This is a genomic window from Micromonospora palythoicola, from assembly GCF_036689795.1.
Classification (GTDB): Bacteria; Actinomycetota; Actinomycetes; order Mycobacteriales; family Micromonosporaceae; genus Micromonospora; species Micromonospora palythoicola.
Genome location: NZ_JBAGKI010000056.1, coordinates 22,340 through 36,114, shown reverse-complemented (window position 1 = coordinate 36,114; position 13,775 = coordinate 22,340). Strand labels below are relative to the sequence as shown.

Annotated in this window: 8 protein-coding genes; 4 read left to right on the top strand and 4 right to left on the bottom strand. The window is 70.8% G+C overall.

The annotated features are described in order from the left end of the window. Positions 1–105: 105 nt before the first annotated feature. Entirely contained in the window at positions 106–1,377 is a 1,272-nt protein-coding gene (locus V5O40_RS21515) for an APC family permease (protein ID WP_332907139.1), read from the bottom strand. Positions 1,378–1,447: 70 nt separating this feature from the next. Here V5O40_RS21515 and V5O40_RS21510 point away from each other — a divergent pair, with 70 nt between their 5' ends. The 4 genes from V5O40_RS21510 (at position 1,448) to V5O40_RS21495 (ending at position 7,915) form a co-directional block, all read left to right on the top strand. After that, the gene (locus V5O40_RS21510) at positions 1,448–2,461 is read left to right on the top strand and encodes a GlxA family transcriptional regulator (protein ID WP_332907138.1); all 1,014 of its coding nucleotides are present in this window, start codon (positions 1,448–1,450) and stop codon (positions 2,459–2,461) included. Between the two features lie 181 nt (positions 2,462–2,642). Then, positions 2,643–6,011 carry an endo-1,4-beta-xylanase gene (locus V5O40_RS21505; RefSeq protein ID WP_332907137.1) on the top strand — a complete coding sequence of 1,123 codons (3,369 nt, stop codon included), beginning with the start codon at positions 2,643–2,645 and terminating at the stop codon, positions 6,009–6,011. A gap of 206 nt (positions 6,012–6,217) precedes the next feature. Next, positions 6,218–6,769 (top strand): hypothetical protein, encoded by a 552-nt coding sequence (locus V5O40_RS21500; protein ID WP_332907136.1) that lies wholly within the window; start codon positions 6,218–6,220, stop codon positions 6,767–6,769. Positions 6,770–7,024: 255 nt separating this feature from the next. Then, complete coding sequence (locus tag V5O40_RS21495) at positions 7,025–7,915, top strand: alpha/beta fold hydrolase (protein ID WP_332907135.1); 891 nt, start codon at positions 7,025–7,027, stop codon at positions 7,913–7,915. Positions 7,916–7,957: 42 nt separating this feature from the next. On the opposite strand, the gene fxsT is transcribed toward V5O40_RS21495, so the two are convergent. The 3 genes from fxsT to V5O40_RS21480 are packed head-to-tail and all read right to left on the bottom strand — an operon-like array spanning position 7,958 to position 13,724. Beyond that, on the bottom strand, positions 7,958–11,845 hold the full coding sequence (gene fxsT, locus V5O40_RS21490) for an FxSxx-COOH system tetratricopeptide repeat protein (protein WP_332907134.1): 3,888 nt from the start codon (positions 11,843–11,845) through the stop codon (positions 7,958–7,960). Continuing rightward, on the bottom strand, positions 11,842–13,089 hold the full coding sequence (locus V5O40_RS21485; RefSeq protein WP_332907133.1) for a TIR-like protein FxsC: 1,248 nt from the start codon (positions 13,087–13,089) through the stop codon (positions 11,842–11,844). Before V5O40_RS21485 ends, fxsT begins: the two co-directional genes overlap by 4 nt. Further along, on the bottom strand, positions 13,086–13,724 hold the full coding sequence (locus V5O40_RS21480; protein ID WP_332907132.1) for a TIR-like protein FxsC: 639 nt from the start codon (positions 13,722–13,724) through the stop codon (positions 13,086–13,088). The genes V5O40_RS21485 and V5O40_RS21480 overlap by 4 nt, the downstream gene beginning before the upstream one ends. Between the last annotated feature and the right edge of the window lie 51 nt (positions 13,725–13,775).

Here is a 13,775-nt window from a genome sequence, read left to right as displayed (position 1 = left end):
GGGGGGTTTAACCGCAGGGGCCACGCCTAGCAAGGGCCGCTCCCGGCCAGGGCCGAGCCCGCGACCCACCCGCCGGGCCCCGAACCCCGGCGGGTGGGTCGCCGATCAGGACCGCACTCGGCCGCGCACCCGCAGGTACCACAGCGCCGCCGCGGTCACCGCCACCGGCCAGAGCAGGTAGACGCCGGTCATGACCAGGAGGAACAGCACCACACCGAGGGTCGCGGCGGCGGCGTACCAGGCGGCGCTGCGGCGGGGCAGCAGCCGCAGCGCCGACGCGACACCGATCACGTAGACGGTGGTGAAGGAACCGGTCGTGACCAGCACCAGCGAGTGGGTGTCGAGACCGGTGCCGAGTGTCGCTGCGAGGGCGAGGAACGCCAGGCCGGCGGTGACCGCGAGGCTGCGGCGGGGCACCTCGCCCGCCACGCTGCCCCGGGCGAGCCAGTCGGGCAACGCCCCGTCCCGGCCGAGGGCCGCACCGAGCTTCGCCGCTCCGGCGTAGTAGGCGTTCATCGCGCCGAAGGTCAGCAGCAACGCCGCCCCGGCGACCAACCAGCGGACGTCGCCGCCGAGCGCGACCGCGAACAACTCACCGAGCGGTGCCGTGGAGTCCGCCGCCGCCGAGCCGAGTACGGCGACGGTCGCGAAGGCCACCGCCAGGTAGAGCGCACCAACCACGACGACCGCCGCGGCGGTGGCCCGGGGCAGGTCCCGCCCCGGACGGCGGAACTCGCCCGTCAGGTGGGTGATCGCCTCCCAGCCGACGAAGCTCCACATCAGCAGCGCCGCCGCGGGGCCCACGGCGGACAGGCCACGCGGGGCGAAGGGCGTGAGGTTCGCGGCGTCCGCGTGCGGCAGCGACAGCAGCACCGCCAGCACCAGGAGTGCGACAAGCGCCCCGGCGAGGGCGAGCTGCACCCGGCCGGCGAGCCGCACTCCGGCGTGGTTGGTGGCGGTGACCGCGACCATCAGCAGCACCGCAGTGACCGCGACGGTGCGCGTACCGCCGCCGACCGCCGCCTCGACGTAGGCCGCGCCGAACAGCGCCGCCGCGGCCGCGCCCGGCGGCACCGCGAAGTAGAAACACCAGCCGACGACGGCGGCCGCCCGCGGCCCGAAGGCCATCCGGGCGTACGTCGAGACGCCGCCGGCGTCGGGGTGACGGGAACCGAGCGCGGCGAAGGTGGCCGCCAGCGGGGCGGAGACGAGTACGAGCAGCAGCCAGGCGAGCAGCGAGGCGGGACCGGCGGCCTCGGCGGCCAAGGCGGGCAGCGCGATCACCCCGGTACCCAGTACGGCACCGATGTAGAGCGCGGTGCCCTGGGCGGCGGTGAGCCGTCCGCCAGTCACCGGCGTGGCACGGGTCTGGGTCATGTGATCACCGTCGTCCGGGCCGGCCGGCCGGGACAGCCGGATTGACGACGAGCTGCGTTAGATTTCTGCCATGCGTCCGCACGTCGTCGCGGTGGCGGTGACCGACAACCTGCCGATCTTCGAGCTGGCGGTCCCGCAGGAGGTGTTCGGCACCGACCGGCGGGACATCGTCGACCCGTGGTACGAGCTGCGGTTGTGCGCGGCCGAGCCGGGCCCGCTACGCACCACGGGTGGGTCGTGGCTCGATCCCGCCTACGGCCTGGACGACCTGGTCGAGGCCGACACCGTGCTGGTGCCCGGATGCGCCCGACCGATCCAGACCGACCCCCCGGCGGAGCTGGTCGAGGCGCTGCGCGTCGCGTACGCACGGGGCCGGCGCATCGTCGGCATCTGCACCGGCGCGTACCCGATCGCCGCGGCCGGTCTGCTCGACGGCCGCCGCGCCACCACGCACTGGATGAACGCGCAGGACTTCGCCGGCCGGTTCCCGCTTGTCGACCTCGACCCCCGGGTGCTGTACGTGGCGGAGGGCACCGTCTTCACCTCGGCGGGTACCGCCGCCGCCATCGATCTGTGCCTGCACCTGGTGCGGCTGGACCACGGTGCCGCGGTGGCCAACGAGGTGGCGCGGCGGATGGTGGTGGCACCGCAGCGGGGCGCCGACCACGCCCAGTATCCGGCGCCGCCGGTGCGGGGAGTCTCACCGGCCGACCTGAGCCCGGTGCTGGAGTGGGCCCGGCAACGCCTGGACCGGCCGCTGTCGGTCAACGACCTGGCTCGCGCGGCCAACCTGAGTCCGCGCACCCTGGCCCGCCGGTTCCGCGACTCGCTCGGCACCACGCCGTTGCGGTGGCTGTTGGAGCAGCGGGTCCGGTTGGCCCAGGAGCTGCTGGAGACCACCGACGATCCGGTCGAGCGGATCGCGCACCGCACCGGCTTCGGCAGCGGCGCGAACCTGCGCCAGCACTTCGGCCGGATCAGCGGCATGACCCCACAGACCTACCGGCACGTGTTCCGGTACCGGGCCGGCGCGACGGCCCGCCCGACCGTGCCGCCACGGCCGGCCGGACAACCGCTCCGATAGGCAGCGACCGCAGCGCCGCCCGCCATCGGTTCGACGGCGGGCGGCGCTGCGTCGTTACCGGAAACTTCCGGAAGTTCTGGTCACCGCGGTGGTCTCGACATAGCATGCACGCGCTTAAATCCGTCCGAAGGGCCACGTCAGACACACCCCACCAGCACCGATATTCTATAGAGGAATTTCGATGAATATCTGGAACCTCTCCCGTCGATCACGACGCCGATCCCGAACCATCGCCCTGCTCTGCTCGGCCGCGCTGGTCACCGCGGTCGCCGTGGCACCCGCACCAGCGGCCGCCGCCGAGGTCGTCCTCGCCAACGACTTCGAGTCCGGCTCGTACGCCCCGTGGGGACCGCGCGGCGACATCGCCCTCGCCATCGCCGACGAGGGCCATGAGAGCGACAGCAGCCTGTCGGTCACCGGCCGCACGGCGAACTGGCAGGGCCCGGCGACGAGCGCGACGGCACTGTTCCGCCCCGGCACGCAGTACTCGGTCACCGCCTGGGTGAAGCTTCCGGCCGGCACCGAGGGCACGGCCGGCGTGCACTTCACCGTCGAGGCGACCCCCGCCGACGGCGGCGACAACACCTACACCTGGATCGGCGGGGACGTCCCCGCCACCGCCGACGGCTGGGCGCAGATCGGCGGCACCTACACGCTGCCCGACGGGCTCAGCGCTGCCACCCTCTACGTCGAGGCGGCGGAGAGCACCCCGTTCCTCGTGGACGACGTGCTGATCACCGCACCGGACGGCGGGCCGGGCGGACCCGAGCCCGGCACCGTCGTCATCGACACCGACTTCGAGGACGGGCTGGACGGCTGGGGCCCCCGCGACAGCGGTCCCGGCGCCCCGACCGTCGAGATCAGCGACGTCGCGCACGGCGGTACGGCCGCGGCGCTGGTCACCGACCGGGTCAACCAGGGTGCCGGGCTCGGACGTGACGTGGCCGGCCTGTTCGAGGCGGGCGTCACCTACGAGTTCAACGCCTGGCTGCGGTTCGCCGACGGGCAGCCGACCGACCAGATCTGGCTCAGCCTGGCCAGCACCGCCGGCGGCAGCCAGTCGTTCAGCACCCTCGCCCAGTTCGAGTCCATCACCAACACGGGTTGGACCGAGGTGAGCGCCCGGTTCGCCATGCCCGCCGCGGAGCAGGCGCTGCTCTACTTCGAGACCCGTTGGCAGGGCGCCGACGTGGCCGGCAACACCAGCGACTTCCTGGTCGACGACATCGTCGTCCGGGTGCCCGAGCCACCGGTCATCGAGGACCTCACCCCGATCCACGAGACCACCGACTTCCCGGTCGGCGTGGCCATCGACGCCCGGGAGACCGTCGGCGGCGCCGCCGAACTGCTGAACCGGCACTTCAACCAGGTCACCCACGAGAACCACATGAAGCCCGAGGCCTGGTACGACGACGAGCGCACCTTCCGACCGCACGAGCAGGCGCTCGCGGTGCTGGACTTCGCCCGCGACAACGACCTGCGCGTCTACGGTCACGTGCTGGTCTGGCACAGCCAGACCCCGGCCTGGTTCTTCCAGGACGCCGACGGCCAGCCGCTGACCACGTCCGCGGCAGACCAGCAGTTGCTGCGGGACCGGCTGCGTACCCACATCTTCGACGTCGCCGAGTCACTGTCCGACCGCTACGGCCCGTTCGGCTCCCCCACCAACCCGTTGTACGCCTGGGACGTCGTCAACGAGGTCATCAGCGACAGCGGTGAGTACGCCGACGGCCTACGCCGCAGCGAGTGGTACCGGATCCTCGGCGAGAGCTTCATCGACCTGTCGTTCGAGTACGCCCACGAGGCGTTCAACGACGTCCACGCCGTACCCGGCAGCGACCCGGTCACCCTGTTCATCAACGACTACAACACCGAGCAGAGCGGCAAGCAGGCCCGCTACCGGGCGCTGGTGCAGCGGCTGGTCGACCGGGACGTGCCGATCGACGGGGTGGGTCACCAGTTCCACGTCTCGCTGGCCACACCGGTCAGCAGCCTGGCGGCCACCCTGGACACCTTCGCCGACCTGCCGCTGACCCAGGCCGTCACCGAACTCGACGTCACCACCGGCACCCCGGTGACCCAGGCACGGCTGATCGAGCAGGGCTACTTCTACCGGGACGCCTTCCGGATCTTCCGGGAGCACACCGACGACCTGTTCGCCGTCACCGTGTGGGGGCTCACCGACGGCCGGTCGTGGCGGTCGGCCAACGCGCCGCTGCTGTTCGACGACAACCTGCGGGCCAAGCCGGCCTACTACGGGACGGTGGACGGCGACCTGCCGGCCCGCCTGCGCACGGCAAACGTCTTCGCCGGTGACGTGGCCCTCACGGCCGCCGCACCGAAGGACCTGACCTGGCGCAAGTTGCGCCTGCACCCGATCGAGGACACGGCCCGGTTCCAGCTGCGCTGGGCACCGGACCACCTGACCGCGTACGTCACGGTCGACGACGCCTCGGTCTCCGACGACGACCAGGTCACCTTCGCCCTGGGCGACGAGACGTACCGGGTCGCCCGCGACGGCGACGGCGACGTGCCGGCCGTGGCGGCCGAGCGGGACGGTGGCTACCACCTGGTCGCCCACCTGCCGCTGGCCGACGCCGCCCAGGGGCAGGCCCGCACCTTCGACGTGCGGGTGACCGACGACGGCACCACCTCCGGCTGGAACACCCCGGGCGCCGTGGGCACCCTGAGCCTGGTGGAGGAGCTGTCGTACCTGGAGGTGCGGGAGACGGCCACCGGGCCGGTCATCGACGGCACCGTGGACGCCGGCTGGGCCCAGGCCACCTCGGTCACCACCGCCAAGCAGGTCTCCGGCACCGACGGCGCGACCGCCGAGGTCCGCACCCTCTGGCGGGGCCAGACGCTGTACGTGCTGGCCGAGGTCACCGACCCGGTGGTGGACATCTCCGGCTCCGACCCGTGGACCCAGGACTCGGTCGAGATCTACGTCGACGCCGGCAACGCCAAGAACGGTCCCTTCCGCTACGACGACACCCAGATCCGGATCAACGCCGACAACGTCGTGTCGTTCGGCACCGGCGACGAGGCGTTCCAGGCCGGACGGCTGGAGAGCGCGGCCGTGCGGACCGAGACCGGATACACCGTCGAGGCGGCGATCAGCCTGCTCGAATACGGTGGCCTCGGCACGTTCCACGGCCTGGACTTCCAGGTCAACGACGCCTCCGAGGGCGCACGCACGTCGATCCGCAACTGGGCGGAGCAGAACGGCGAGGGTTACCAGACCACCGCCCGCTGGGGCGTGGGCCGACTGGTCGCGGGCTCCAACGTGGAGATCACGATGGAGCGGATCGCCCGGTGGAACTCCGACAGCGGCGGCGGCTACTGCGCGACCATCACCGCCACCAACAACGGCGACAAGCCCGTCGAATGGACGGCCGTGGTCGACCTGGAGGGTGACATCTACACCGCCTGGAACTTCAAGCGGGAGCGACTGACCGACGGCAGCTACCGGATCCGGGGAGTCGACTGGAACCGGACCCTGGCGGCCGGGGCCAGCACCTTCAGCGTCGGGTACTGCGCCAACCTCTGACACCGGCGGGGTCCGTCGGCTGACCGTGCCGACGGACCCGAGCCGGTGAGGTGACTCCGATGGCGGCCATTGCTCGCTCAGGGCGGTGGCCGCCATCCGCGTGTCCGCGGCCGCGTTGCGCCGAGACGGATCGACCACGCACGACTGCAATATGCTTCGTGCTGACGGTAGTCCTCAGCGGACGCGGGCCAGGGTGGGAGCGTGACGTGACGGCGGCCGTGATCACAGCCAGCGCCAGCATCGTGGTCGCGGTACTGGTCTTCGTACTCAACCAGTACGCCCAGATTCGCGCTGAGCGCCGGGGTGCCCGCCTCGACCGGGTGGCGAGCCAGTTGCGCGATCTCTACGGCCCGCTGCACGCCCTTGTCGACGTCAACGAACGGCTCTGGCAGGCCCTTCGCGACGACAACCTGCCCGGCCAGCAGCAGCGTAGGTCCGACGCGGCGTTGACCGAGGATCAGCAGGATCAGTGGATGCGGTGGGTCCAGCAGGCGCTCATGCCGGCGAACATCCGGATGCGTGAGCTCATCCTCGGCCGCGCCGACCTGGTGATCGAGGACGGCATGCCGGAAGCCCTGCGGGCCTTCTGCGCCCACGTCGCCGCGTACGAGGTCGTGCTCGCCCACCCGGACGACCGACGACCGGCCCTGATCACGCATCCCGGTGCCGCGTACGTCGACTACGTTCGCAGGTCGTTCGACGCGTTGAAACGGGAGCAGCACCGCTTGCTGGCCACCCGCCGCAGCGGTCGTCGGTGATCGGCAAAAGAGTCACGATTCACCCCGCGGTCAGCGGCGGGGGTGGCATCTGACGGGTATCCTGCGCTCTGCTGGTGTACCCGCCTGGCGGGGGATACCCTGAGTTCTTCGGTAATCAGCCCCATCGCGATCGACGGGGGAGCCTCGGCCGAGACGGTGCGCGCTGGTGTGCCTGCCGCGACGCCACCCTTCGACCGAGGTTCCTAGGGAAGGCACAGGGTGTCACAGGAGCGGCCGACCGAGTGGGACGTCCCGGTGGACGACCGAACTCTCGCCGTCGAGACCTCGGGCAAGGCGGACGGTTTCCCGATCTTCCTGATGCACGGAATGCCCGGAAGCCGCAGCGGCCCGAAGCCCCGGAGCATGATCCTGCACCTGCTCGGCATCCGGCTCATCTGCTACGACCGACCGGGCTACGGCAGGTCGACCCGCCATCCGCGCCGCCGCGTCGTCGATGCGGTGCGGGACGTCCACGCGATCGCCGACCACCTCGAACTGGACACCTTCGCCGTCGTCGGCCGCTCCGGCGGCGGGCCGCACGCCCTTGCCTGCGCCGCCAGTGACCTGTTCGCCGGTCGGCTGACCCGGGCGGCGGTGCTGGTCTCCCCGGCCCCCACCGACGCGCCGGGGCTGGACTGGTACGCCGGCATGGCCCCCTCCAACGTCCAGGCATACCGCGAGGCGATGTCCGACCAGCGCAGGCTGATCGAGTCGCTGACCATCCGGGCCGACCGCACCCGCCGGGATCCGGCGAGCGTGGTCCGCTTCCTCGACGGCGAGTTGAGCGCCGCCGACCGCAACGTGGTCGAGGACGTCGCGATGCGCCGACAACTGGCCGCCAGCTTCGCCGAGGCCGTCCGCTTCGGCGCCGATGGCTGGATCGACGACGCGCTGGCGCTCAGCCAGGACTGGGGTTTCGACCCGTCGTCGATCGACGTTCCGGTCCGCCTCTGGCACGGTGCGGACGACGCCTTCTCGCCGGTCTCCCACGCCCGCTGGCTCAAGTCGCAGATCCCGCACGCGGAGTTCGAGGAGCAACCCGGGGTGGGCCACTTCGCCGCGATGCTGATCCTGCCGGACATTCTCGCCTGGCTCGCCACGCCCCAGGTGGCTCTCGTCGACGCCCGTCCGGGCGGTCGGGTCTGACCCGACCGCCCGACGAGTCACGGCGACGGCGCCGAGCACCGCTCAGAACGGGTGTGGATCCAGCACGCGGTCGAGCAGCTTCCGCTGGCCCAGCGCACGCACGTCCGGATGCCCGCCACCGAGCCGCTTGACCAGCTCGGTCACCGCCGCATCCAGCTCGTCCGGTGCCGAGCCCGGCTCCCGCAGGTGGCGAATCAACGCCAGGTTGGCCGCGGCCCGCAGGGTGTCCGGGTGCTCCGGCCCGAGCACTGTACGCAGCACCTTGCGCAGGTCGTCCATCAACTCGAAGGCTGCACCGAGATCCCCGTTGTCCGCCTTGCAGATCGCCAGGTTCGTCTGGGCGGCGAGCACGAACGGGTGCTCCGGGTGCAGCATCTCGCCGAGTCCGCTGACGGCCACCTGAGCCGACATCCGGGCGGATTCCCGACTGCCCTGCGCCCGGGTCGCCACCGACAGATTGTTCTCGCAGATCAACGTGTGCGGGTGTCGCGGCCCGAGCAGCGCCCGATAGAGCGCCTGCACCGCCCGCAGCTCCTTCTCGGCTCCGGCGGCGTCGTCGAGCGCCAGCCGATTCGTCGCCCGGCTCAGCCGGGCCGCCAGCGTGTCCGGGCTGTCCTCCCCGTACGTCGCCCGCAACGCATCGTACGCGGCGTCGAGCAACTGGGCCGCTTCGACCGGCCGACCCACCGTGCGCAGCGCCACCCCCAGGTTCGTCTGCGCACCGAGCGTCGCCAGAGCGTGCGGGCCGGACAGGTTCTGATAGTCGGTGAGCGCCTCCTGCGACTGCACCAGGGAGCGGTCGTACTCGCCGGACTCACGCAGGTCTCGGGCCAGATTCACGGCCGAGGAGAGGGTCCAGTGATTGTTCCGGCCAAACATCACCCGGCGCTGGTCGTAAACCTGCTGGTCCAGCTGCTGCGCCTCGGCCACCTTGCCGTTGAGCCGCATCGAGGCGGCCAGGTTGTTCAACGCCGTCAAGGTACGCGGAAAGTTCTCACCGAAGTCCCGCGACCACATTCCGTAGGTCTGCTCATCTTCGGCCAGGGCCTCGGCGTACCGGCCCAGACCTCGCAGGTCGGCCGCGAGCCCGCCGGCGGTCATCAGCGCGTCGGCATGTGTCTCGCCGAGCAGTTCCCGCTGCTCGGCGAGGGTTTCCTCGTCGAAGGCGAGGGCCTGTTCGAAATGCCCCTGCGAGCGCAGGATGTTGCCGAAGTTGAAGCGCAGCCGCAGCAGCGGCGGGTGCAGCATCTCCCGCTCGCCGGGGTCGGTGCTCGCCTGAAGCCGGTCGGTCCACGCCCCGAGGATCCGCTCGCCGAGCTCGCGGGCCTGGCCCAGCACACCGCGCAGCCAGATGTAACGCACCCGCTCGACAAGCAACTCCAGCACGGCCGGATCGTCGGAGTCGAGCGCCGCCTGCATGGCGACCTGCGACTCCTCCAGGTGGGGCCAGAGCATCCGGAAGCGTTCCCAACTGTCCGCCACGTCCACGTCGCTGTCCGGCCTGGCCGCGGCCAGGGCACTGATCACCTGCCGGCGGGTGCGCTGCCGCTCCTCCTCGGTCATCCGACGTTGAACGGCGTCGCGCAGCAGGCGGTGGATCTCGATCTGCTGCGCCCGGGTGTCGAGCCGCAGCAGCGCCAGCCGGTTGATGCGCTGGATCAGCCGCGCCGCGCCCGAACGGGTCGGCACCGACGGATCGGCCTGTCGCAGCAGGTCTCCGATACCTCGGCTGTTCAGCAGTTCGATGGAGACCTTCACCGACAACACCGAGCAGATCTCCAGCAGCCGGTACGCGCCGGGCGAGTCCTGCTTCAGCCGGTCCAGCGACGGTCCCCAGGTCTCCAGGGCGGTGCCCTGCTCAGCCAACTCGACCAGATACTCGTCCACCGAACCGCCACGGACCGCCAGCAGGGCACCACCGACGGCGAGGGCGATCGGCAGGTCACCGAGCGCCTCGGCGACGCGGTCCGCGTCCGGCTGGGACAGGCTGGCCACCTGCCGCTGAAGGTGCTCGATGCTCTCGGCCCGGCTGAACGGGCTGATCTCGATGGTGTCCGCGCTCTCCTCCCAGGTCCGTTCCCGAGCGGTGATGATGATGTGGCCCCGGCCGCCCTGCGGCAGGAACTCCTCGATCTCCCGGTAGTCCGCGACGTTGTCGAAGACCAGCAGCCACCGCGGATAGCGGTCGCCGCGAATCAGCGTGTCGTGCACCTGACGGATGGCGGCCGGGATGTTCACCGCCTCGGGCAGGCCCATCCGTTGGCCGAGATCGACCAACGACGAGTCGACCAGGGCCTTCGGATCGGCCTCGATCCAGAACACCAGGTCGTACGCCGTTCGGAAGCGATGGACGTACTCCAGGGCGATCTGGCTCTTGCCCACCCCACCCATTCCGCGCAGGGCGACCAGCGAGTAGCCACGGCTGGCACCGGCTTGGAGCAGCCGCCGCAACCGGCGCAGCTCGTCGTCGCGCCCGATGAACTGCACGTTGGCCACCGGTGTCTTCTGCAACTCCGGGCCGGCGCCCGGATAGCGGGACCCGGTCGCAGCGGTCACGTCCGAGCTGGTCAGCTCGACCCGGCCGACCAGCCGCAGCAGGCTCGCCGCCGCGTCACCCGCCCTGGTCACACCGTTGAGGAAGACCGACGTCTCCAGCGTGAACTCGGGCAGCGGCTTGACGTCGTCGATGTACACGGCCAGCGGGGTGCCGGAGCCGGGGGTCTCCGAGGGCGGCAACGCGCCCGGCGTGGTCTCCGCGTACGCCGTCGACACGACGGTGAGCGTCCGGGTCGGGGTGACCTCCCGGCGAACCGCGGGCAACCCCCCGTCGATGACCTGGATGCCGACCAGGCCGAGGATCCGCTCGACCCACTCCGCCCAGACCTCGTCCTTCGGGGCGTAGCGGAGCAGGATCTCCCCCTGCGGCAGGAACCTCTTGCGCTCGTACTGCGACCGCAGTTGACTGCGCACGGCATCGTCCAGCCGCGGCAGGGACCGGATCTCACCGTCGGTGATCGCCGCGGTCAGTCGTTCGTATGCCGAGAGCATCGCCCGGTCGGTGCCGAACGTCGCCAACGTCTCCTCGTACGCGTAGTAGGCCACGTACGGCACCTCGACCTCGGCCCAGTAGTCGCGACGGTCGCCCTCGCTCATCCCGGCCGGCAGTCCGGCGAAGCGGTGCATGGCCAGCGCCCGACCGGCGTTTGCCTTGTCCTGTTCGGCCGGGTCGACCCGCATGGGTGCCGGCAGCACCCGGATCCGCCGGTGGTTGTAGTACCGTTCGGTCACCTCGCGGGCCACCCGGGCCGCACCTTCGATGCCCTGGTCGCTGAACGTGAAGCAGTCGACAAGCACGTCCGGCAGGTGGATCGTGCAGATGCTGGCCACGTCGCTCAGCCCGGTCCGGCTGTCGATGAGTGTGTAGTCGTAGTTGCGTCGCATGTCCGCGCGCAACGCGTCGATGAAAGCCGCGCCGCCCAGCCCGTCGTAGAACACGTCCCAGTCCAGGCCGCTGATGCCGGCGGCGTAGTCCCGGTTGTGCCGGCCGGCGGAGAGGAAGTCCAGGCTGCCCCCGTTGGGGAAGGTGTAGTTCAGCGAGAACGCGAACCGCTGCACCCGCGCGAACTCCGCCTCCCAACCGTTCGGCAGCAGGCGACTCTTCGGCAGCCCGTCGGCGTCCTTGGCCGACGCCTGGGTCTCGAAATCGCGAATCATGTCGATGACCCCGCCGGTGCCGGGCAGGACGCTCAGGTCGATGAACGGATGGTAGAACCGGTGCAGGCCGGGCGACTCGAGGTCCCAGTCGGCGACCAGCACCTTCTTGCCGTTCGCCGCCAGGATCCACGCCACGTTTGCCAGTGCCATGGTCCGGCCCGTACCACCCTTGAACGAGTAGAACGTGACCACCTGGCCGTTGCGTTCGTCAGTCATCGGTCCTCTTCTGTACCTGAAAACGTGTTGCTGCCGCCCGACGTTTCGGGCCGACCGAGTTGCGGTCGCCGACCCCGGGGCCGGTCCGACGGCACGACGGGTGCGTTCTTGAGGAACTGACGGCGGGCCTCGGTCACCAGCTCCGGCATGATCTTGACGAACTCCGACAGCTGGGTGACCCGCCTCGCCGCCGGTCGGTTCGCCCGGTCGAGCATCCGCGCGACCCGGTCGGCGAGCCGGTGGCCGGCGGGCACGGCCAGCGGATCGTCCTTGTCGAGCACCATCAAGGGGATCACCCAGCGGGGCAGCCGCTTCAGCACGAGCGCCAGATCATGCTCGCCGGCGCTGTCGCTGACGATCCACGGATCGACGAGCAGCACCGAGGGACAGCGGGCCATCGCGTCGCCGGCATCGGCGAAGCTGGTGACGTGGGTGGCCAACCCCAACCGCTCGGCCGTGCTCGCGACGTACTTGGCGGCGGGCAACGCCTGGTCCTGCCCGAACGGGCGCCACTGCTCGCTGCGCTCGGCGTACACCCCGGGTGCCCGCTCCGCCGGCACCTCGACCCGGGTCGGTGCGGCGACGACCACCACGAACTGGGCGTCCGACCGCGAGGTGGGACGCGCCTCGGCCACCTTCGGCACCACCGAGGACGGCAGCGGGTGTCGCTGCGCGATCTGCGTGACCTCCGTCGCGATACGACTCAGCACCTCCCGGTACGCCGAGCGGTAGCTGGCGAGCATGCACAGCGCGCGCAGCCCGTTCTCGGCGTACCCGGTGACATCGACGGCGAGTTCGAGCGCCTCGCGGGTCTCCGCCGTCTGGTCCCAGGACGGCAACGGAATCCACAGCACCGGCAGGATGTGTCGGTACTTCCCACTGATCGAGGACGCCTTCAGTCGACGTCGGAAGGCCTCCAACTCGCCGAGCGGCCAGGAGTTGCTGAGATAGGCGGGCGAGTAGAGCGGCACGAACACCTGGGTGTTGCCGAGTGCCGTGGTCAGCGTTTCTTCCCAGTCCGCACCGGAACTCAGTTGCGCGTCGAAGAACCCGACCTGCCGGTCGTCCGGAGCGGCGATCTGGCCGCGGATGGCCGCCGACAGATCGTCGAAGAACACCTTGACCCACTTGTCGGGATCCAGCCGGGGATCCTCCAGCATGGGCGGGGAATGGGCGTAGCTGAGGAAGAAGTAGGTGCCGTGGTCGACCGCCGGCGGCGCCGCCGTCGCCCCGATCCCGCTCATCTGTCCCTCCCGGAGAACTTCCTGGGGGGCCGGTTCGGCGCGGTCAGCACCTGCGGCTCCACCCAGTGCGATCGGGTCAACTCGACGATGCGCTGGGCAAGTTTCCAGATCACCACGTCGCTGGCGGCGTCGTTCATGGAGAGCAGCCCGTACAGGCCCTCCTGGTGGTATCTCGGCACCACGTTCTCGTCCGGCGTGCCTTCCGGGGAGAACCACTCGAGGCCGTCGGGCGGCTCGCACGCATCCTCCTGCGCCCAGCACACCGGCACGATGCAGGTCTCGCGGGTTGGCCGGCCGTCGCGGCGGGTGACCGCCCGGCCGGCGAACAGCTCCCATTCCATGGCGCACCACTCGCTGTCCAAATAGGCTGGCGACAGCAGGGCGACGAAGACCTGGCAGGTGCCGACGGCCTCCAGTAGCTCCGGGGTCCATTTCTCGCCACCGCGCATGGTCCGGTTGATGAACCCGGGATCCGCGCCGGCCTGGCGGCTCACCAGCGCGTTCACGTGAATGGAGAGCTCGGTGAAGAGTCGTAACGCGTTCGTGTTGGCCTCCCGCCGGCCACCGGGCGCCCGCAAGGGTGCCTTGATGACGGCATAGCTGACAAAGAACAGTGGGGCGAACGGATCGTCCACCACCCTGTCGTCACCCAACTGTCGCTCCCCCGCCATCGACCGCAGGTGCCA

Bases quoted from the DNA above. Each gene is read 5' to 3' on its own strand.
- V5O40_RS21515 (WP_332907139.1), bottom strand. From the start codon at position 1,377: ATGACCCAGACCCGTGCCACGCCGGTGACTGGCGGACGGCTCACCGCC.
- V5O40_RS21510 (WP_332907138.1), top strand. From the start codon at position 1,448: ATGCGTCCGCACGTCGTCGCGGTGGCGGTGACCGACAACCTGCCGATC.
- V5O40_RS21505 (WP_332907137.1), top strand. From the start codon at position 2,643: ATGAATATCTGGAACCTCTCCCGTCGATCACGACGCCGATCCCGAACC.
- fxsT (WP_332907134.1), bottom strand. From the start codon at position 11,845: ATGACTGACGAACGCAACGGCCAGGTGGTCACGTTCTACTCGTTCAAG.
- V5O40_RS21485 (WP_332907133.1), bottom strand. From the start codon at position 13,089: ATGAGCGGGATCGGGGCGACGGCGGCGCCGCCGGCGGTCGACCACGGC.